Raw genomic sequence first — 20955 nt, forward strand, 5'->3', positions numbered from 1 at the left:
TTTAAAGCCTATAATAGACTTCCTGCATAAATTACTTCTAAAGGTAATTTGTACGTCGATCCGGTGCTCGAATCCTCACGTACCTCTATGTACGCTGCGGTTCTGTGCTCCGTGTCTCCTTCAAATTCCTCTTTATAAGATAACTTATGCAGGAAGTCTAATCTGCTTAATTTTTATAAACTTATAGTTTCATTTTATTAACTTATTACTAGCTATTCAATAATCGTTAACTAAAAAATTAATAAATATTATTAATTAGTTGTATTTTTGTTAACTACATATCGTAATAATAGTAAAAATAGTGAAAAAATTATAAAGACTTAGTGTTGGTTATTCTTGGAGTTATTATTTAAGAAAAACTCTATGTATAAAAAGTTAAGCAAAAAATATTATGTTCCTTACTTTACTCATTCCGAACTTGCCTGTAAACAAACCGGTAAAATAGTACTAGCTGAAGGATTCGCAGAGAAATTAATTGAACTACGTACTATATTCGGTAAATCCATGCCGGTTGTTTCAGGTTGCAGATCACGTGAGTATAATACCAAAATAAAAGGAGCTAAGAACTCTTTTCATATCTACGACTATCCTCACCATAGTGGTAAAGGTTGCTGTGCCGTTGATATTGCTACTACAGACTCTAATTATCGAGGTAACCTAATGGCTTTAGCTTGGAGCGTCGGTTGGTCCGTCGGTATTCACAAAAACTTTCTACATATAGATAGACGTATCGATTATACAACCTCTAACCAAATTATGTTTTTGTATGATTGATAAAAAATAAGTTGAAAATAAAATAAATCTTACTACTATAGGCTACGATATTTATACAATGTAATAATTTAAAAAAAGTTTTTAAAAATGACTATTAATAATAATGTTTATATAAATCAGTTAAAACCAACTGCGAAAGCAGCAATGCTTATTCGTAAACCAATTGACCAAGTATTTGAAGCTTTTATAAATCCTAATATTACCTCAAAATTTTGGTTTACTAAAAGCAGCGATAGACTAGAAGTTAAGAAACAAATCACTTGGACCTGGGAAATGTACAGCTTCTCAGCTCAAATTAACGTGCAGGAAATTGAAAAAAATAAAAAAATACTTATGGAATGGGATACGTATAAAACTCCAACATTAGTAGAATGGCAGTTTACTTCGATTAGTTCAGAAGAAACTTTTGTTACTATTACAAATACCGGTTTTATAGGCGATGCTAATGAAGTGGTAGAGCAGGCTATTTCTTCAACCGAAGGATTTACCTTAGTACTTGCCGGAGCTAAGGCATTTTTAAAGCATAATATTATTTTAAATCTTGTAAGTGATCGTTTTCCTAAAAAAATAGATTAATAAACTTTCTACTGAAAAATATCTTTTATCTTATTTAGGTGATAATAAAGATAAGTTCATAATGTTGTTAGAAAAAATAATATAAAGAAGATTTTTAGTAGACAAGCTTAATAATATTAATAAAACAGAATAAAGTTGCTTAAATACCAAAGAGTTAAAATTATCATGCTTCCTTAGGATTAAAAAACTATTTATTATTGCAATTTTCAAATTTTTACTTTAATTGTAATCAACTAATTATTAATAAAAATAAGAAATGACTTTTATGGAAGATTTAAGCTCTTGGAAAGAAAAGTTTGAAACTTGCGTTTACGCTAAAAAACTATTACACAAAATCGAATATTTAAATACTAAAGTAAAAAATCCTGTTGATATAGAAGAAGTTAAAAAAGGTATCTACTACGCTCGCAAGTATCACGGTGTGCAGTTGCGTCAATCAGGCGATCCTTATTATTCTCACCCGATTGAAGTAGCGATTATGCTTGCAGAGTTTGTAGCCGAAGAAGCTCCTAAGCTTTATAATGCTATTATGCTGCAAGCTGCTTTACTGCATGATACTATTGAAGATACAGAACTTACCGAAGAAATGATAACCGCAATTTTTGGACTGGAAGTAGCAAAGCACGTAGAGGGTTTAACTAGAATCAAACCATATGGAAAGATTAGTGCAGAGGAAAGCTTAAATCTATTAATTAATGAGAAACGACATGATACGGTATTAATAAAGTTCTTTGACAGAATGCATAATTTACAAACTTTAGGTGCTAAATCACCTGAAAAAGCTAAAAAGATTATTGAAGAAAGCTTGGTAAGCTTTCTAATTTTTAGCATGTACTTAGAAATGCCGCAAGTTACAAAATATTTAACTAATATATGTTATCAAAGTTTATCTATTGTATTTTCTGAAACCCCAAATTATAAAGTGTTTTAATAGAATAATTACCTGTTTCTTTTTCTAATTTTTCAAAATGGAAAATACCCCAAATGAACCCTATAACTACAGGGATAGTTACAATAAGTATTCCCCAATTACCAAAATATTTTGTAAGATAAATTAACCCGAATGAAGTAATTATATATATAAAAGCTCTTGATAAAGCATATATAAAACTTGCATAAGTAAAACGCTTAAATACAGGAAAATGTTTGTAAAAAATAGGCATAGCTGAAGAATAGCTTAAAGAAAATATTACTAATAATATTTGTATTATTAATAATGCAGAAGAAGAGGTTATAATGTTTAAAGCATAAGGGAAAATAAGAGTAATACACGTGAATATTACTACTTTGTATTTAAGAAGTGTTAAAGGATATACATAACAACTTAAATAAGTCCATATTGCAAAGCCTAAAACTTGAAATATTGAAACAATAAAATTTTGATGAATAACTTCTTCTGAGGTAAAATTAAAATTAGTTTTAAGTATATTCCCACAGTGAAAATAAGTAATATAAAAACATATAGGCCATGCACATTGTATAAAAAATAAAGCTAAAGAATTCTTTTGCTTAACTTTTTCTTTCCATGCTAGATTATCTTCTAATTTCTCTGTATTGATATTAATTTTTTGTGAAGCTAACTCTAGAGATTTTTTTAATTGACGCTTTGCATCAACAAATTCAGGAGTTTCACGAAGATGGGTTCTAGCAATCGCTCCTATAATAGCAATAACTGCACCTATTACAAAGGCAATACGCCAATTAAAACTTCCATTTATCGCTAGATCGGCAATCCCCAAAGCAGCAAATCCTCCTATACTCGAAAAAATAGTAACTATTGCAACAGCTGGATATTGTATTGGTGGTTTTGTTATTTCAGTTATATAAAGCTCAGCTCCTATTACTTCGCCCATTGATGATATACCTTGAACAATACGACATACTGTTACTACCCATGCAGCGGTTACACCAATTTGTGCATAAGTAGGAAGAGTAGCCATAGCAATACATGAAATAGACATTATAGCAGTAGTTATTACTACCGTACTTTTTCTGCCTATATTATCACCTATCCATCCAAATATTAAAGCTCCAAATGGTCTTAACAAATAAGTGGAACAGAAAGCAGCTGCTGCATATAGTGCTGAGGCATGTGCATCAGCCTTTGGATAAAATAACTCATTTAAAAGCACTGCCATATGGACATATAGCATAAGGTCGAAATATTCAAGAAATGTACCGATAGATAATAACCCTATCGCTTCCTTTTGATTACGTGTTAAGCTTCTTTGTTCCTTTTCATAGCCGAGCATAAATTCTTTATAAAAAATTAAATTGTAAAGAAATCTATACTGTTTAAAATAAAAGTCAATAGGAATTTTTGCTTTATACGGTAAATAAGAAAGTGAAGTGCAACTTATTATTAATTTATGTTATCAATTTTATAAATATAATTGAACTAGTTTAAAGTTGTATGTCCGTGTACCTGAGCATTCATCACAAGTCCAAAGCCTATTAGCATGGATGCGATCATTGTTCCGCCGTAAGAAATAAATGGCAGTGGTACGCCTACTACGGGAAGTAAGCCCATAACCATAGCTATATTAATAAATACGTGACTAAATAAGATTGAAGTGATACCTATTACCATTAATTTACTAAAAATCTTTCGGCAATTTGCGGCAATTAATAAAGAAATAGTTATAAGTGCAAAGTATAATATTAGTAAAAACATTCCTCCTATAAAGCCAAACTCTTCGGCAAAGGTAGCAAAGATAAAGTCTGTTTGATGTTCGGGAAGAAAATCTAAATGGCTTTGGCTACCTTGATTTAAACCGCGTCCAAATAGGCTACCTGAACCTATAGCGATTTTAGACTGAATAATATTATAGCTAGCACCGAGCGGATCATGTTCCGGATCTAAAAAAACCATTACCCGTTTTTTTTGATAATCATACATCATATTCCAAGCAATAGGCAGACTAATAAGAGCAGCAAGACCTAATATTATAAAATATTTTATTCTAAAACCCGTTGCAAAAAATATAATTGCCGAAACAATTAAAACAATCATTCCCGTACCTAAATCCGGTTCTCTAATTATTAGAAAAGCCGGTATTAAAACTCCTATAATCGGTATGATAACTTTATGGAATTTTGTTAGATCATCAATTGTGAGTAGATGGAAATACCTCGCAAGCATTAGCACAACGGCAATTTTTATCGGTTCGGAAGGCTGAAGCTTAACTATACCGATATCGATCCATCTTTTTCCACCCATAGCAGTTGAACCGAAAAGCTCCACAGCAACTAGTAAAGCCAGCACGCAAAAATAAAAAATATACGATAACCTAAAGATTATCCGCAAATCAATTAGTGCAATAATAATGGCTAAAGGCAAGAATATACAAAAATTTATAATTTGTTTGTAAGCCCAGGGTTGTAAATTACTATTTGCTGCAGAATAAAGCACAATGAAACCAATACAGCAAATTAAGCTAATTAGTAAAATTAAAGTAATCGGTAATTTTTGTAATTGTTCTAGATAATTTTTATTCGTCATTTTTTGCAATCAGTAAATAATGGTGATAGACGAAGTTTAATTTAGAAAAGAGCAAGGCGTTTCATATTTTTTAACCGCAGCGTATACTTTAGTACGTGAGGATTAAAAAATATGAAACAACGACGCCAATTTTTTAAATTAAACGAGTATATCAAACACGCTAAAAATAAATACTAATTCGTCGGCCATTTCCTTCAGATAATCAAAACGACCGGCGGAACCTTTATGTCCCGTATCCATATTCGTTTTTAATAATAAGGGATTATTGTCCGTTTTTAGTTCTCGTAATTTCGCTACCCATTTAGTAGGTTCCCAGTAACCGACGCGAGGGTCGGATATACCGCAAGTAATAAATAGAGCAGGGTAGTTTTGTGCTTTTACGTTATCATAAGGAGAATATGATTTAATATATTCAAAATATTCTTTCTCTTTCGGATTACCCCATTCATTATATTCCAAGAGAGTTAGCGGTAAGCTTTCATCAAGCATGGTATTAAGTACGTCTACAAATGGTACATGAGCAACGGCTAATTTATAAAGTTCAGGTTTTTCGTTTAGGACATAACCTATTAACATACCGCCGGCACTACCGCCCATTATTACTATATTATTGTTACTTGTATATTGCTTGTTAATTAAAGCTCTACTACAAGCTATGAAGTCTTCAAAGGTTCTTTTTTTGGTTAAAAACTTAGCAGCTTCATACCAGTCATGACCTAAATCGTCACCGCCTCTAATATGAGCAACTGCGTAAATAAAACCACGATCGGCAAGTGTTACTGCCATATTTCTAAAATTAACCGGCATAGCGATGCCATAAGCTCCGTAACCCATTAGATATAAAGGATTTGAGCCGTCTTTTTTAAATAAAGATTTTTTATAAAACAAGGTGATAGGTACTTTGACATCACCATTATCTGCAAATATTCTCTCTACTTTATACTCTTCAGGATTAAAGCCTGAAGGTATTTCTTGGCTCTTTAATATCGTTAATTTATCGCTATCAAAATCGTAATTATAAGTGGTATTTGGTCTTGCTAGAGAAGAGTAATTTATTCTGATATCGTCTTCCTCAAAGTTTGTAGAAAAGCTACTTGCTTGGAAACTTTCGTCTGGGAAATTAATTATTTTTTCTTGTAGATCTTTAAATTGCTTTATTTTAATTAGCGGTAAACCTTGGTCGCGATAATTTAAGATTAAGTAATTACTTGTAACATCAAAGCTTTTTAAATATTTATCCTGCTCTTCTTTAATATAAATATCATCCCAATTAGCATTTTCAAAATTATTTATCGGTAGCTTTACAAGATGGAAATTCTGAGCTTTATAATTAGTTTTAATATAAAAATAATCGCTATTATATTCTATTTCATAGAATATTTTATTTTCTGCGGCTCGTACTAATTTAGGAGTGAAATTATCATCCTGCATAGAAATCACATAAATTTCATTTCCATTATAATCACCTGAATTTATAAAAATATATTTACTACTTGCTGATTTTTCACAGCTGATAAAATGAAGAGGGTTTTTTACTTCAAATATTAATTTATCCTGAGTAACATCTTCACCTAGACGGTGAAACATTACCTTATCCCAGCGTTGATTCTCATTAATAGTAATATAGAAAAAGCCGTTTAATTGTTCATGCCAAATAATAGATGGTGCTACCTCTTTTACTTCATCAGCTAAGTATTTTTGTTCTTTAAGATTGTATATTTTGATATTATATTTCTCATTACCTGTAAAATTAACGCTATAAGCCATTAAATTTTGATTAGGTGACATTGCGACTTTGGCAACATCGGTAAAACCGCCGTTTGGAGTAAGAAAATTGACATCTAATATTATCTCTTCATGTGCTTCCATACTATTATGCTTTCTACAATATATCGGATAATTTTTATCGCCTTCTACTCTATGGTAATAGTAATAATCTTTTTTCTTAACATATACCGATTCATCATCTAATTTGATTCGTCCTTTTAATTCTTCAAAAATCTTTTCCTTATCGTTTTGCAGGTCATTAAAGAAATTTTCGGTATATTTATTCTCAGCCTTTAAGTAATCTAAAATTTTAGAGTCTTCTACATTTGGCCATTTAGGATCACGCAGCCATTGATAATCATCGTTTATTGTTTGTCCGTGGGCTTCAAAGCTATAATTTTGTTTATTTGCGATTGGCGGTTTCATATTTTTTATGTTTTTGTATGGTTTTATGTCATTGCGAGGAAAAACTATAAGTTTTGACGAAGTAATCCAGTAAAAAATTCTGATTTACAGAATTTTTTTATTATTTTTTCTGGATTGCCACGTCGCTTTGCTCCTCGCAATGACGATTTGGTATCTACGTGGGAATGACAAGCATTAAAATCAAACTAATTAATAGGAATAATACAATAAATATAGCAGTTTGCTGATTATGCCAAGTAGATAATGTACTTAAAATATTATCCCAAATAACCTTAAAATTAAGATATTCTTCTGTATCTTCGGCACTCTCTGCCGTTTCTTTATATTTATCTATACTGAAATATATAAGTTTTTCAATATATTGGTATAGGTCAAGATTAATATCTTCTGTCGAAATGCGTGGTATTTTTCTAAATATTAAAGCCAATAATACTGAGATTGCAAGGATAACTAGCTTAGAATTAGTAGTATGTGATATTTGAATAGGGTAGAATAAACATACGCATAAAGTTATGATACAGAAAGAGAAGTAAAATACTTTTGTCATACCGTGGCTTGACCACGGTATCCATAAATATTTATTATCATTGCTTATTTTTTTACTGGATACCGTGGACAAGCCACGGTATGACACGTGCAAACTCTCCATCAACAATCCAAATAATACGGTACAAGTTGCTATCTTGGAAAATATAATAATATTATTTGCATCTAAAAGATTGGCAATTCCGTCTTTGATATAAGAAGAATTAATAGGCAGTATAGATGTATATATTAATATGCTAACTACAAACCCGCTTAATAGAATAGGGTTAATTTGAGTATTCTGAAGATCTTGGTAATTTTTAATACTGTATTCATCTTCTATATAGGTAAAATATAAAGCAAATAACCCATTATATAGTATATGTATGAATATAAAGCTTGTAATAAGATAAGCTATGTTTGGAGAATTTATACTAATAGCTGCTAATATAAAACCAAGCTGCGAAACTGTAAGATAGCATATTAGTCGTTTAAGGTTTTTCTCAATTAGAGAAAATATTAACCCGTAAATAATCATTGATATTCCAAAAAACTTAAGTATCTCAAGACCGCTAAATAATTTTAAAATGATAATTAAAGTAACTTTAGTAGTAAAACTAATTAAATATACCACACCGCTACTTGAAGCTATAGGATAGCAATTAACCACCCAACCGTTTACAAAAATAGCTGAGGCATTAATCAAACAACCTGCAAGTATGAATATTGCCGGTAACTCAAAATTAGATACTGATTCTGTTAAAGAAATAAAAGCTGTATTACCCGTTGTTTGGATTAGAAGAGTCATACCGATTAAAATTAACCCGCTACTGAATAAATGAGTGAGGAAATATTGACGTGCTGGTTTTATCTTTAATTGGTCACAAAAAACAATTATGCAGGCAAAAATTGTCATGAATTCAAGCGAGATTATCATGGAAATAAAATCAGCTGCAAACACGCATATAATAGAAGAGAGACAGTATAAACTACCTATTAGCATCTCAAATTTTCTATTTTGGGAAATTGTATAAAGATTTAAGATAGCGGTAACAATTAGAAATGCTAAAGCTATTAATTGATTTTGAGAGCTAAGGTCAAAAGCAAGTTCAAAATTAGCTAGCGAAAGTGCAAATTGAGTGTTTTGAATAAACATTTTAATCTTTAAGTGAAGCTGTTAATACTTCTAATCCTTGAATTCTTTTAAAATCTTTCATATTTAAAGTTAATAGAGGATAACCATGCGTTATTGCTGTTGTAGCAATTAGCATATCATTAGTATCGATAGTTATTTTTTCTTTACGTAAATTGTCTATAATTTTTGCATATATACGAGCTTCTTCAGCTTTAAAGGGTAGAATTATAAGTGAATTGATTATATATTCGATAAAAACTAAACGTTTAATACGTCTATTTTCATTATCGGCTCTATCTGCACCTATTAATAATTCTGTTAGAGTAATAGGACTAATGTAGCATTGTTCATATTCTTCTAGTACCTTATAGGTTAATCTACCTCTCTCTAAATCCACTAATATAGAGGTATCAATAACTACTTCCATTTATTATCCTTTTTAAAATCATATTTTTGACGTGCTTCATACACGACTTTTTTAAATTGTGCAGCATTCTCAGGATCTAATATAGGGGCATGCTCGAAAAATTCTTTTAACGTTTTTTTTGGTTTATCAGCTGCGTGTACAGGCGTGATCCTTGCTACGATATGGTTACCTTTTTGAACATCAAAACTCTCGCCTTTATAGTAAACTCTGTTCATAATATCTGAAAAAGATCGTACAAACTCTGTTGCTCTAATAATTTGTGCCATATTTATCCTCAAAAATAGTTGTTGTATTTACATATTATATGATTATATGTAAATTATGTAAATATGTTTATATAATATAAGCTAAAAATTCTCTAATTAAGATTTGGATAAAGTAAAATAACGTTATAGCTAAAGCACAAATGATTATGCTGATTTGCATAGAGCATGGTAGTGGTTTTGTTACGCTAGATTCTACCAAAGAAGGTTTATAAATAGAGCTTAATATTTTGAGAAGATAAAGACTTGAGAATATACTACTAGCTATTACGACAATCATAACGATAATTTGATTCTGCTCACTTGCGGCAAGTAATATTGAGAATTTGCTAATAAATCCGCTAAAGATAGGTATGCCGATTAATGATAATGAAGAGATAGATATAATAAAAGAAATTAAAGGAAATTCTTTGGATGTACCATGTAAATTCTGTACTTGATCGGTTTTTGTTAAACTGTAAATACTTCCCATGCTATAAAATAAGCAGATTTTTGTAAAAGAATGTGAAACTAAATGGAGTATTGCAGCTCCAAGTGCCTTAGGTGTGAGCATGAAAGCACTAAGTAAGGCAAGGCTTAATTGGTTCATAGTAGAGTAAGCGAGTATTTTTTTGATATTGTCCGTGCCTAGTGCTTTGATTGAGCTGTAAAATATGCTCACTATCGGTATAAAGATTAACCAGTTAAACCCGGCAAATATCATTTGTAAATACGATAAACCAAATATATATAATAGGATTTTGTAAATACAAAATAGTCCGGTTTTAACCACTATTACAGCGTGCAGTAAACTACTAACGGGATAATGTGCAACCATTGCAGCGGGAAGCCACGAATGTACCGGAAAAATTGCAGTTTTAGCAATACCGAAAATAAACATTAATAATAAAATAATTGACTGGCTTTTGGAAAAATAATTTTCTACTAGGCTACCGCTTGCAAAATCCCCGTTACCGGTTTTAGTATAAATAATTATCACTGCCGGTAAAAATAATATTGTGGCAGAAATCATCAGAATTTTTAGATATTTGTATAACCCGCTAAGTACTATATTATTTTTGGTATGTCCCACTAAAAAAGCTGTAGAAATAGTTAAAAGCTCATAGCAAATAAACATCGTGAATAAGTTACTAGATAAGGCAATTAAAACACCGATTAGAATAGTTAAGTTAAAGAAAAATAAGAATCTAGAAGAGTGTTCTATATTATTAATAGCAAGATATTTAGGGGTGTAAAGTAAAGCACAAATCCATAAAAACCCTATTAAACTTAAGAATATAAGTCCTAAAGGTTCAAGATGGAATCCTATAGAGTAATTACCGAATATATTGAATTCAAATCCTGCTCTAATACCTTTTAAAAACAACCAATCTATAATTAAAATATTACCGAAGAAAAAAATAGAGATAATAATAAGCAAAAAATTACGTATAAAACTATCTTTTTTAGTGGCATACGGACTAGTTAAGTTTAATGCACCAACTAGCAAAGTTGATAGAATCAAAAGACTTGGAATAGTAAATTGTGTAATCATGTTTTCCTTTCCCTTGTCACCCCGTGGCTTGACCTATAGTACCAGACAGTTTTGAAAAGCCCCGTCATTGCGAGCCAGCATTTATGCTGGCGTGGCAATCTCAGGAGTTTTTTATATTATCTTATGAGATTGCCGCGTCGTTGCTAACGCAACTTCTCGCAATGACGAGGGATTTTCATAATGTCAAAGGTTAATCAATTCTTCCAAAAAGTAACTTTCACCATTTTATAATGATAAAATAGCGATCCTACGGAGCTGAGTAAAATTATAACAAAATCTAATAATAGTTTTTGTCTAAATAATAATTCAAGAATATTTACTTTGATAAAAAATAATGGGCTGATAGGTAAGCCACAACTGCAAATAATAATAATTATGGTTAAAACTTTGTTAGAATTCTTTTTATAGCTTTCATTATAAGCATCTATTAAGAAAAGAGCTATTTTATTTATACTGTCCACAAGTAATAAACTTGGTAAAATTATTATACCGCCCTCAGTAACATATAATAAAAATACATAACCTATTTGAGTGAAACATGAATAAATTATAATATTTTTGAAGTCTTTTGCCTGGTAAGCAAAATACGGAGCTATAATAAGAGTAGCTAAAGCGATAGGTCTTATAAAATTTGTAATAGAAGTTTTAATCGTCTCATAGCCTATAATAATATAAGTAAATTTATATATTATATATATTCCTATTATAGTAGAAATCCCTGCTAAATATATTAAAATAACCGAAGCCGTGTTATTATAAGCTCTCATCATCCAAAAGTGCATAGGGAAAAAAGCAGTTTTTAAAATAGCTCCTGTTAAGAAAAAACCGATAGCTATAGTGATTATACGGGAATTAGTATGTTCCTGTAAATAAGCTGCAACATCATACATATTTAAGCTACCCGTAATGCTTAGCAAAAATCCTATGGCTATAAGAATAAGAGTTGCACCAATACTACCCATTATCAAATAGTCAAAAGCTCCGATTAAAGATTTTGGGTTATTACCTGAGGCTATCAAGACATAGCTACTAAGTGCCGAAATTTCTATAAATACATATAGATTAAAGAAATCATTAGTGGCAATCATTCCTAAATAGCCCGTATGAGCGAATAATAATATACCGTAAAATAAAGATTTTCTATTATTGTTGATATATTTTAAGATTGTTCGATTAGTAATCTTATGACAAAAAACTAAAAAGAATAATAAAACCAAGTTAAGATAAATAATAATAGCTTGGTTTAGTGAATTTAGCTGATATTCTATTCCTATTTTTGAAGTCCATCCTCCCATGGTGTAAGATAGCTCCGTATTTTGTATAATGCTATATCCATAAACACTGACCAAAAGGCTAGATAAAATGCAAATCGTAGTAATTACTCGTGCAAAGGTAATAAAGCGAAAAGATATTATTGAGAGTAACGCCCCGAATAAAGGAAGTAATATTTGTATGATAGGGAAATGGTTGGTCATGGAACTTTATTCTCCATCGTCATTGCGAGGAGCGAAGCGACGTGGCAATCCAGCAAAAATAATAAAAAAATTCTGTAAATCAGAATTTTTTACTGGATTGCTTCGTCGAATTACTGTGTAATTCTTCTCGCAATGACGGAAAATCGTTCCACGCAACAATGCCCGCTCGCAATGACGATTCAGTACCCATGCAATAATGTTTTGCGGGAATGACATAACGGAAAGAAGCTTATGTATCAAAATTAATTTCATTTTCTGATATTGTACCAAAATGTTTATAAATTTGATATATTAAACTTAAAGCTACGCTAAGAGTAGCAAACCCAACTACTATAGCAGTTAGCATTAATACATGAGGCAAAGGACTAGTGTAAGTAGTTAGCCCATCTTGTAAAATAGGTACACCGCCTGTTTTAATTTTTCCGATACTTAAATAAAACACTAATACCGAACTTTGAAAAATTCCAAGCCCGATAATTTTATGAATATAATTACGGCTTGTAAGCATTATAAATAAGCCGCTAGTTAGTAAAATCAAGGTAAAGAAATATATTAAATGTGACATAACATTGTCATACCGTGGCCCCGCCACGGTATCCAAAAAAATTTTAAAAAAGACTGGATCCCGTGGTCAAGCCACGGGATGACAGAGATAAACCTGAACCACGCAACAATACCTCCTCGCAATGACGTTGGTAGACATTAATATGCTTTGAAAGACTGATTAAATACGCATGTGACTTTTTTACCCTTACGTATAGCGAGCTTAGGAAAAACCTGTTCAAGGATCACCATATTAGGATTATCTTGAGCAAGGCGATAATTTACTAAAGATTCTCGAAGTGAATCATCTACAGCAAAAATACCGGAAATTTCAGCGTTTTTGTCTCTAAATTGCAGATAAGTAAATTCGCCGTCGTCAAAAATTTTAATAGGAGCTATTTCTTCGCTGCCGCTAATATAATAATTAAAGTTATATTTTTCAGGATGAGTAAGATCGGGACTGGCTAGGGAAGCAGAAAAAGTTTGCATATGACCGCTCATATTGTCATTTTCGTCATCCGGGTAAAGAAACTTTACGTTAAAGACCATTTCAGGATCACGCATATCAAGAGTTTCGGCGGCATATAGTTCAAAGAAATAAGTCCGTTTATTAGTAATTAAAGTCATATTAGTAGTAGCATCCGGTTCCATCGGTTTAATAAAAATCCTATGACCGGCAGGTACTATTTGCCATGAAGTAGTATCTCCCATAGAAATACTGACTATTTCCTCGTCTCTTGCTAGCTCTATACTTGCTTGATAGCCGTAATATCCTGTGAATTTGAAAACATCGTCAGGGTTATAAGTCATAACTCTTAGACGTGGGTCTCGACCTAGAGGTCGTGATATAGTAAGAGCAAATACATCTAATGTAAGTATTATAAAAGTACAAAATATTATTAGTTGCTTCATATTATTTCTGATTTTTATTCCTTAATAACTTTAGCTTGTAACTAGTGACGGTAAAATTGAAGGGCATATCAGGTGATGTACTTGTACTGATAGAATCCATTATAAATCCGATTCTTGCTTCCCATACCATATTTTCTAAAATTTCACCCGTACTATTTTGTGCCAATGATTCAAAAGTAACAACTGCCTCATTATCGTTTATATTGTTAATTGATAATATATTAATTGAGCGTCTATATAGTTTTTGATATCTTATGACCGGTGATAATGAGTTATCAATATTCATAAAATTAGCAAATTGCATATAAACAATACTCGTAGAAGCATTTTTGATAAAGGTAAATTGTTCTTTTAATATATCGTAATTATATTCTTCCCGTTGTTTTACATAATTCTGAAGCATAATATTTGCAACAGAGATATAAGGATTCGCGAGTGTTGAATGTTTAGTATTAGTAACGGTAGCTTGTTTTTCGGCATCATCTTTTATTAAATAACTTACTTTTTCGTTTATTGGTAGCAATATATTGATATTTATACAAATTAAGGTTAATAATAAGGTAAAAATCGTGCATATTAAAAGCAGAAGACTTCTATGACTTAACGGTAAGATATACTTAAAATTATACCATTTTCTTGCATCAATAAAATATTCGCCGGATTTTATATATTCTTGTATTGCGTTGGTTAATGGGTCCATAATTACTAGATTAATATCTAATTTTATTCTGTTTTAACTCTATCATAATTATTATAATATGATTATGATTTGTTAATTTAATGTTATTTAAGCTATAAAATAAGTTTATATTGTTGCTACAATACCAAATATTGTTTAACTTTAAAATTAAAATAAATAAATTATAAATTAAAATTATACAATAACAATTATTGATGGTAGTTATTATGCTATACTCGTCCCACTTGAAAAATTGGCGACAATATATTTATAAGTCCATAGGTAGCCACGTATTAAGTATACGCTCTGCTCTCAAGTTGAACTTCGTATAACTACTCTTTATTTACTTCAGAGTATAATAGTTTACAATCTTTTTAATATTTATAAATAGATTTTTTCAAAAAATGCTTGTGAACTATTGTATAGTAAGGTAATTTTAAAATAGTAACAAGATAATTTAATAATGTATAATTAGAATGTTAAAATCATTAAAGTTTCTATTAGTATTAATTATGCTTGCTCAATTGTTGTCATGTACCCCTTCAGCTCCTTATGAAATTAAAAGCCCGTGCGTTTCTGCTGATATAGATGATGGATCGAGTTTAAGCGTAAATCCTTGTATAAGAAGACCGGTTAATTCAGTAAATATAGCATAAAAGTAATAGTTTTACACAATAACAATGTAATAATAAAAATACCTTTGATATGAATAATATATTTGGCTTCTTTAAATCAAGTAACAACTCGAAAAGCGGTTCAGGAGATACACAAAATCAAGAAAGTATTAAACCGGCTAATCCTTTAAAAATTACTCAGAATTGGTATGAAGAGCGATCTGATAAGTTAATTGTTCAACGTAACTTACTTATCATATTAATAATACTACTAACCATTTTTATGGTTATATCAACTTTAGTAATAGCATTTGTAGTAAAATCTAAACAGTTTGATCCTTTTGTTATTCAGCTTAATAGTAATACCGGACGTGCCTCGGTGGTAGAACCTATTTCATCACCGGTGTTAACGGCGGATGAGTCTCTTACAAGATATTTTATAAAGAAATATATAACGGCACGGGAAACATATAATCCAGTTGATTTTGCGACGATAGCTCGTACGACAATAAGACTATTTTCAACAAGCGGTGTTTATTATAATTATCTTGGCTATATAAGAAATAAAGATTTTGATCCTACGATAAAATATAAAGAAGATAATACTACATTTTTAGTAATAAAATCATGGTCAAAAATCGCAGCAGATAAATATATAGTTAGATTTTCCGTAAATGAAACATCAGGAAGCCAATTAGTTTATAATAAAATAGCGGTAGTAAGTTATGCTTATGTGCCTATGCAATTAACAGATTCAGAACTTGATATAAATCCGGTAGGGTTTCAAGTTAACGGATATAGGGTAGACGATGACAATAGTTAGATTTTATTTTTTAGTTTTTATATTATTAAGTGGTTTTACACTACAACGAGAATGTCCACTTGTAGATGATCCATGTAATAATAATAGTAATAATTATGTAGATGATTTATCTATAACTAAAGATAATAGGATAAAAACTTATATATATAATCCAAATGAAGTTTATTTATTAGTTTTACATTTTGGCTTTCAATCGCATATAGAATTTGCTAAAAATGAAGAAATCCAAAATATAATTCTTGGGGATGCTTATGCTTGGAAAATAACTCCTTTGGCAAATAGATTATTTATTAAGCCTCTTGAAAAAGATATTCGTACAAATATGACTATTATAACTAATAAAAGAACATATGAATTTGATATCGCTTCTACAGAACTTATGATGGGTAACGAAAGGGATTTAGTATATGTAATTAAATTTTACTACCCTAAGAAAAATAGTAATTACATGGCAAGGTTTTAGTAGGGTACTGTGTCATACCGTGGCTTGTCCACGGTATCCAGAAAAGCAACTAAAAATACTAATAATATTAGTATTTTTAACTGGATCCCGTGAATAAATCACGGGATGACAACAAAAAAACCGAGCCATGCAACAAAGCCGGTCAAGCCACGGTATGACAATTTTTAATATAAAACACTTTAACTAATATAATTTAGATATGGCTGAAGAGCAAAATAACAATAATAATACCGGTTCTTTATCAGGAGCAGATGCTCCTGAAGTACAAAGAGAATTATCAAAAGTTTCAGTTAGCTTTAATAAGAGTATTGCGATAGTAGTCGTAATTTGCGGTATTTTTATATATATTTTTTATACTCTTTTTTTCGGTACTAAAAAAGAAGAAATACCGGAGACTCAAGTGCCGACTAATATTGTAAAACCTGTTACGGATGTTGATGATAATATTCCGGAGATTCCAAAGTTACCTGATCCGCCTAAGCTTGAGACGCCTACTGCTCCTCCACCGCCTCCTCCTCCGGTAGTAGAAGTTCCACCGGTCTTACCTCCTACTACTCCTGTAGAAGAGAATAAAGACAAAACGCTTCCATTGCCGCCGATTTCATTGCCTTCGACCTCAGGAACGCTAGTTGAGAGCGATGCAGAGAAGCAACGTCGTGAAGCAAAAAGAAAATCAGCTATAGTGTTAGTTGGTGGTGTAGAGCCTAAAAAAACACCGGAACAGATTACGGCAGAAGCGACCTTTAAAGATCGTGGTGATATGTCTTTAGTTCTCGGACGCGGTAAATTAATTGATGCAGTGCTTGAGACGGCAATAAATAGTGATCTCGGCGGTGAAATAAGAGCCATTATTAGTAGAGACGTATTTTCTGAGAAAGATAAAGTTATATTGATACCGAAAGGGTCAAAAATATTCGGTAAATATGCAACTTCAACTAACGCCAGTAGTTACGGTAGAGTTTCTATAATATGGGATAGAATCGATTTAACTAACGGTTATATTATAGAATTCGACTCACCTGCAGTTGATAATTTAGGTAGACCTGGACTACAAGGGAGAGTTGATAATAAATATAAAGAACAATTTGCAAATGCCGTATTACAATCCGGCTTTAATATAGGTCTTGCTAAAGTCCTTGATAAGTTAGTGCCGCCTCCTATAGATTCACAGGCAGCAGCTACCAATAGTGCTACGGCAACACAATTGTTAAATACTGCTCAAACTATTGCGGCTAATACCGCTATGGATGCAAATACTAGGATAGTTACAATTTGTACTAATATACTTGCTGCTATTACCGATAAAACTTCGACTGCTTATACTACTATGACTCAAGCATGTACAACAGCACAAACTGCTTCTTCAGCGAATACTGCTGAGCAGAGACTTCAAACCTTAGTACAGGCAGTTAATACGGCAGCTTCAAGTTTGCTTACTACTACCTCTATAGCATCGACTCCGACACAAGCACAACAAGCTTCTACTCAAGCTTTTACGGATGTGACGAATGTTGTACAAAATATGATAACTCAGCAGCAGTTTAAGCCGACGACAACGGTTAATCAAGGTACGCCGGTTAGAATATACGTTAATAAGGATTATAAATTCCCAAAAGCCGTTTTATTAAAATCGAAGGTAATGAAATGAATGAAGAATTTGCAGCCTTAGAGACGTTTTTACTTCCTTTTAAAAATTTATTTGCTGAAGACGGTATTAACGAGATTATGGTTAATAAGCCCGGAGAAGCATGGGTTGAAAAAAAAGGCGATATATATTCTAAGCAAATACCGGAACTGGATAGCGAACATCTACTTTCATTAGGGCGTTTAGTCGCTCAATCTACCGAACAGATGATTTCAGAAGAAAAGCCGCTGCTTTCAGCAACTTTGCCGAACGGTTACCGTATTCAAATAGTATTTCCTCCTGCTTGTGAAATAGGACAAATCATTTATTCTATAAGAAAGCCTAGCGGTATGAATCTAACTTTAGATGAATATGCTAAAATGGGAGCATTTGATGATACTGCAACAGAGAGTTTAGTAGATGAAGACGCAGTAATTTTAAATAATTTCTTAGCTGAAAAAAAGATTAAAGAATTTATTAGACATGCAGTTGTTTCAAAGAAAAATATCATAATTAGCGGCGGTACTTCAACCGGTAAAACTACTTTTACTAATGCGGCACTTACTGAAATACCTGCAATAGAAAGATTAATTACTGTAGAAGATGCTCGTGAGGTTGTGCTATCAAGCCATCCTAACAGAGTGCATTTACTTGCTTCTAAAGGAGGGCAGGGGCGTGCAAATGTTACTACTCAAGATTTAATAGAGGCATGTTTGCGTTTAAGACCGGATAGAATTATAGTAGGTGAGCTTCGAGGTAAGGAAGCTTTTAGTTTTTTGCGTGCTATTAACACAGGTCACCCCGGTTCAATATCAACACTGCATGCGGATAGTCCCGCTATGGCTATTGAGCAGTTAAAGCTTATGGTTATGCAGGCGGATCTCGGTATGCCGCCTGAAGAAGTAAAGAAGTATATTTTAACCGTTGTAGATATCGTTGTGCAGTTAAAACGCGGTAGCGGTGGGAAAAGATATGTTTCGGAAGTGTATTATAAGAAGAACAAAAACGCCGAAGGTATGGTGTAGATCTACTGTCATCCCGTGGTCAAGCCACGGGATGACAGTAGAAAAACCGTGAAAGTTCACGAATAAACTAGGAATATTAATTCATGGAATGGTATAAGATACTTAAAGTTACTAGGAATATATTCGGTCATGCTATAATTCATCCGGTTGTTATTTTTTGTACCATTTGGATAAGCGGTGCATTTGTTGCAATTTTTACTAATGAAGTTGGAGCTTTAGGTGTAGATATAAATGCTATAAATATTGCTTATAAGTGGGCTTACTGGCTTATTAACGTTTGGGGGCAGTTAAAAATTGCCGATTATAATTATTTAAAATTGAAGCTACTTGCATCTCTTCTTGGTCCCGCTATTGTTGTCATAATATTTTACATTAAAAATTTTGAAAGAATAAAATCATTACAATTTTTTGAGCAACCGGAAAAAGTATATGGAGATGCTAGCTGGGCTAATCCGTCAGATATAGAGGCTGCTGGTCTTAGATCCAAAAAAGGTATGTTAATAGGTGTTGATGCCGGTGGATATTTTGTTGCAGACGGATTCCAGCATGCTTTATTATTTGCTCCTACCGGTTCTGGTAAAGGTGTGGGGTTTGTAATACCTAACCTGTTATTTTGGAGTGATTCGGTAGTAGTACATGACATAAAGCTTGAGAATCACGGCTTGACAAGCGGTTGGCGTGAGAAACAAGGCCAGAAAGTTTTTGTATGGGAGCCTTCTAATCCCGATGGTATTACGCATTGTTACAATCCGATTGATTGGGTTAGTACTAAGCCCGGGCAGATGGTTGATGACGTGCAGAAAATTTCAAATCTTATAATGCCGGAAAAGGATTTTTGGAATAACGAAGCACGGAGTTTATTCTTAGGTGTAACTTTATATTTAATAGCTGATCCTACTAAAACTAAATCTTTCGGTGAAGTAGTGCGTACCATGAGAAGTGACGACGTAGTTTATAATCTAGCGGTCGTACTCGATACGCTTGGCGGTGTAATACATCCTGTTGCATATATGAATATTGCTGCGTTTTTACAAAAAGCCGATAAAGAGCGTTCGGGCGTAATATCTACAATGAACTCATCGCTTGAATTATGGGCAAACCCGCTTATTGATTCGGCTACTGCATCTTCTGATTTCAACGTACAAGAATTTAAAAAAGTAAAAACAACCGTATATGTAGGGTTAACACCTGATAATATACAGCGTTTACAAAAATTAATGCAGGTATTTTATCAGCAGGCGACAGAATTTTTAAGCCGCAAAATGCCGGATTTAAAGGAAGAGCCGCATGGGGTAATGTTCTTACTTGATGAGTTCCCGACGCTTGGAAAGATGGATACTTTTAAAGCTGGTATAGCTTATTTTAGAGGTTATAGAGTTCGGTTATTTTTGATTATTCAAGATACGCAGCAGTTAAAAGGAACATATGAAGATGCAGGGATGAATTCTTTCTTATCTAATGCAACATATCGTATTACTTTTGCTGCTAATAACTATGAAACAGCAAATTTAATATCACAGCTTGTCGGTAATAAGACAGTAGAACAAAGATCATTTAGTAAACCTTTATTTTTTGACCTTAATATTTCTACTAGAACCCAAAACGTTTCTCAAGTTCAAAGAGCTTTACTTTTACCTCAAGAAGTAATACAGTTACCGAGAGATGAGCAAATTGTTTTAATAGAATCCTTTCCGCCTATAAAATCTCGTAAAATTAAGTATTACGAAGATAAGTTTTTTACTAGTAGATTATTACCGCCGACTTTTGTACCTACTCAAGTACCTTTTGATCCTAGGGCAAATAATAATGAGGCTCAAGAAGAGACTGAAACAACAACTGCTCCGGAAAATAATGAGTAAGATCCAAAA

The 20955-nt window shown here is 32.1% G+C and carries 20 protein-coding genes and 2 pseudogenes; 9 read left to right on the forward strand and 13 right to left on the reverse strand.

The genetic code is table 11. The annotated features are described in order from the left end of the window. Positions 1-26 precede the first annotated feature (26 nt). Positions 27-161 (reverse strand): annotated as a pseudogene (locus H6P87_RS01955) (palindromic element RPE1 domain-containing protein); the annotation flags it as partial. 202 nt (positions 162-363) lie between these two features. Here H6P87_RS01955 and H6P87_RS01960 point away from each other — a divergent pair. From H6P87_RS01960 to H6P87_RS01970, 3 genes are all read left to right on the forward strand, one after another. Then, complete coding sequence (locus tag H6P87_RS01960) at positions 364-774, forward strand: D-Ala-D-Ala carboxypeptidase family metallohydrolase (RefSeq protein ID WP_202069819.1); 411 nt, start codon at positions 364-366, stop codon at positions 772-774. Positions 775-861: 87 nt separating this feature from the next. Next, positions 862-1350, forward strand: a complete 489-nt coding sequence (locus tag H6P87_RS01965) for an SRPBCC family protein (protein WP_202069820.1) — start codon at positions 862-864, stop codon at positions 1348-1350. Positions 1351-1615: 265 nt separating this feature from the next. After that, positions 1616-2281, forward strand: a complete 666-nt coding sequence (locus H6P87_RS01970; protein ID WP_202069821.1) for an HD domain-containing protein — start codon at positions 1616-1618, stop codon at positions 2279-2281. Here the strand turns inward: H6P87_RS01970 and H6P87_RS01975 are convergent. The 12 genes and pseudogenes from H6P87_RS01975 to H6P87_RS02025 form a co-directional block, all read right to left on the reverse strand. Then, on the reverse strand, positions 2241-3602 hold the full coding sequence (locus H6P87_RS01975) for an MFS transporter (protein ID WP_202069822.1): 1362 nt from the start codon (positions 3600-3602) through the stop codon (positions 2241-2243). The genes H6P87_RS01970 and H6P87_RS01975 overlap by 41 nt on opposite strands. Positions 3603-3748: 146 nt before the next feature. Next, on the reverse strand, positions 3749-4852 hold the full coding sequence (gene rodA, locus H6P87_RS01980) for a rod shape-determining protein RodA (protein WP_202069823.1): 1104 nt from the start codon (positions 4850-4852) through the stop codon (positions 3749-3751). Between the two features lie 138 nt (positions 4853-4990). Further along, positions 4991-7045 carry a S9 family peptidase gene (locus H6P87_RS01985; RefSeq protein ID WP_202069824.1) on the reverse strand — a complete coding sequence of 685 codons (2055 nt, stop codon included), beginning with the start codon at positions 7043-7045 and terminating at the stop codon, positions 4991-4993. A 21-nt stretch (positions 7046-7066) separates the two neighbouring features. Next, positions 7067-7216, reverse strand: a pseudogene (locus tag H6P87_RS07480) (zinc ABC transporter substrate-binding protein); the annotation flags it as partial. Next, complete coding sequence (locus H6P87_RS01990; RefSeq protein ID WP_202069825.1) at positions 7200-8726, reverse strand: proton-conducting transporter transmembrane domain-containing protein; 1527 nt, start codon at positions 8724-8726, stop codon at positions 7200-7202. The pseudogene H6P87_RS07480 and the gene H6P87_RS01990, both read right to left, overlap by 17 nt. A gap of 1 nt (position 8727) precedes the next feature. Then, positions 8728-9132 carry a PIN domain-containing protein gene (locus tag H6P87_RS01995; protein ID WP_202069826.1) on the reverse strand — a complete coding sequence of 135 codons (405 nt, stop codon included), beginning with the start codon at positions 9130-9132 and terminating at the stop codon, positions 8728-8730. Next, positions 9123-9398 carry an antitoxin gene (locus H6P87_RS02000; RefSeq protein ID WP_202069827.1) on the reverse strand — a complete coding sequence of 92 codons (276 nt, stop codon included), beginning with the start codon at positions 9396-9398 and terminating at the stop codon, positions 9123-9125. The genes H6P87_RS01995 and H6P87_RS02000 overlap by 10 nt, the downstream gene beginning before the upstream one ends. Positions 9399-9465: 67 nt before the next feature. Continuing rightward, entirely contained in the window at positions 9466-10929 is a 1464-nt protein-coding gene (locus tag H6P87_RS02005) for a proton-conducting transporter transmembrane domain-containing protein (RefSeq protein ID WP_202069828.1), read from the reverse strand. 194 nt (positions 10930-11123) lie between these two features. After that, complete coding sequence (locus H6P87_RS02010; RefSeq protein WP_202069829.1) at positions 11124-12404, reverse strand: proton-conducting transporter transmembrane domain-containing protein; 1281 nt, start codon at positions 12402-12404, stop codon at positions 11124-11126. A 229-nt stretch (positions 12405-12633) separates the two neighbouring features. Beyond that, positions 12634-12969, reverse strand: a complete 336-nt coding sequence (locus H6P87_RS02015; RefSeq protein ID WP_202069830.1) for a Na+/H+ antiporter subunit C — start codon at positions 12967-12969, stop codon at positions 12634-12636. A 137-nt stretch (positions 12970-13106) separates the two neighbouring features. Further along, complete coding sequence (gene virB9 / locus H6P87_RS02020) at positions 13107-13859, reverse strand: P-type conjugative transfer protein VirB9 (protein ID WP_008580257.1); 753 nt, start codon at positions 13857-13859, stop codon at positions 13107-13109. 1 nt (position 13860) lies between these two features. Then, entirely contained in the window at positions 13861-14559 is a 699-nt protein-coding gene (locus tag H6P87_RS02025; RefSeq protein ID WP_202069831.1) for a VirB8 family type IV secretion system protein, read from the reverse strand. Between the two features lie 455 nt (positions 14560-15014). Between H6P87_RS02025 and H6P87_RS02030 the strand changes: the two genes are divergently transcribed. From H6P87_RS02030 to H6P87_RS02055, 6 genes are all read left to right on the forward strand, one after another. Then, positions 15015-15194, forward strand: coding sequence for a DUF2706 domain-containing protein (locus H6P87_RS02030; protein WP_011270796.1), 180 nt, complete (start codon positions 15015-15017; stop codon positions 15192-15194). 49 nt (positions 15195-15243) lie between these two features. Further along, positions 15244-15975 (forward strand): VirB8 family type IV secretion system protein, encoded by a 732-nt coding sequence (locus tag H6P87_RS02035; RefSeq protein ID WP_202069832.1) that lies wholly within the window; start codon positions 15244-15246, stop codon positions 15973-15975. After that, the gene (locus H6P87_RS02040; RefSeq protein ID WP_202069833.1) at positions 15962-16438 is read left to right on the forward strand and encodes a TrbG/VirB9 family P-type conjugative transfer protein; all 477 of its coding nucleotides are present in this window, start codon (positions 15962-15964) and stop codon (positions 16436-16438) included. The genes H6P87_RS02035 and H6P87_RS02040 overlap by 14 nt, the downstream gene beginning before the upstream one ends. A 199-nt stretch (positions 16439-16637) precedes the next feature. Continuing rightward, a complete protein-coding gene (locus H6P87_RS02045; protein ID WP_202069834.1) occupies positions 16638-18086 on the forward strand; it encodes a TraB/TrbI/VirB10 family type IV secretion system protein in 1449 nt (482 codons plus the stop codon). Continuing rightward, the gene (gene virB11 / locus H6P87_RS02050; RefSeq protein ID WP_011270800.1) at positions 18083-19087 is read left to right on the forward strand and encodes a P-type DNA transfer ATPase VirB11; all 1005 of its coding nucleotides are present in this window, start codon (positions 18083-18085) and stop codon (positions 19085-19087) included. The genes H6P87_RS02045 and virB11 overlap by 4 nt, the downstream gene beginning before the upstream one ends. An 83-nt stretch (positions 19088-19170) precedes the next feature. Further along, positions 19171-20946: a type IV secretory system conjugative DNA transfer family protein gene (locus H6P87_RS02055; protein ID WP_202069835.1), complete on the forward strand. Its 1776-nt coding sequence runs from the start codon at positions 19171-19173 to the stop codon at positions 20944-20946. Positions 20947-20955: the final 9 nt, after the last annotated feature.

Origin of the sequence: Rickettsia tillamookensis, from assembly GCF_016743795.2 — a bacterium.
GTDB classification, from domain to species: domain Bacteria; phylum Pseudomonadota; class Alphaproteobacteria; order Rickettsiales; family Rickettsiaceae; genus Rickettsia; species Rickettsia tillamookensis.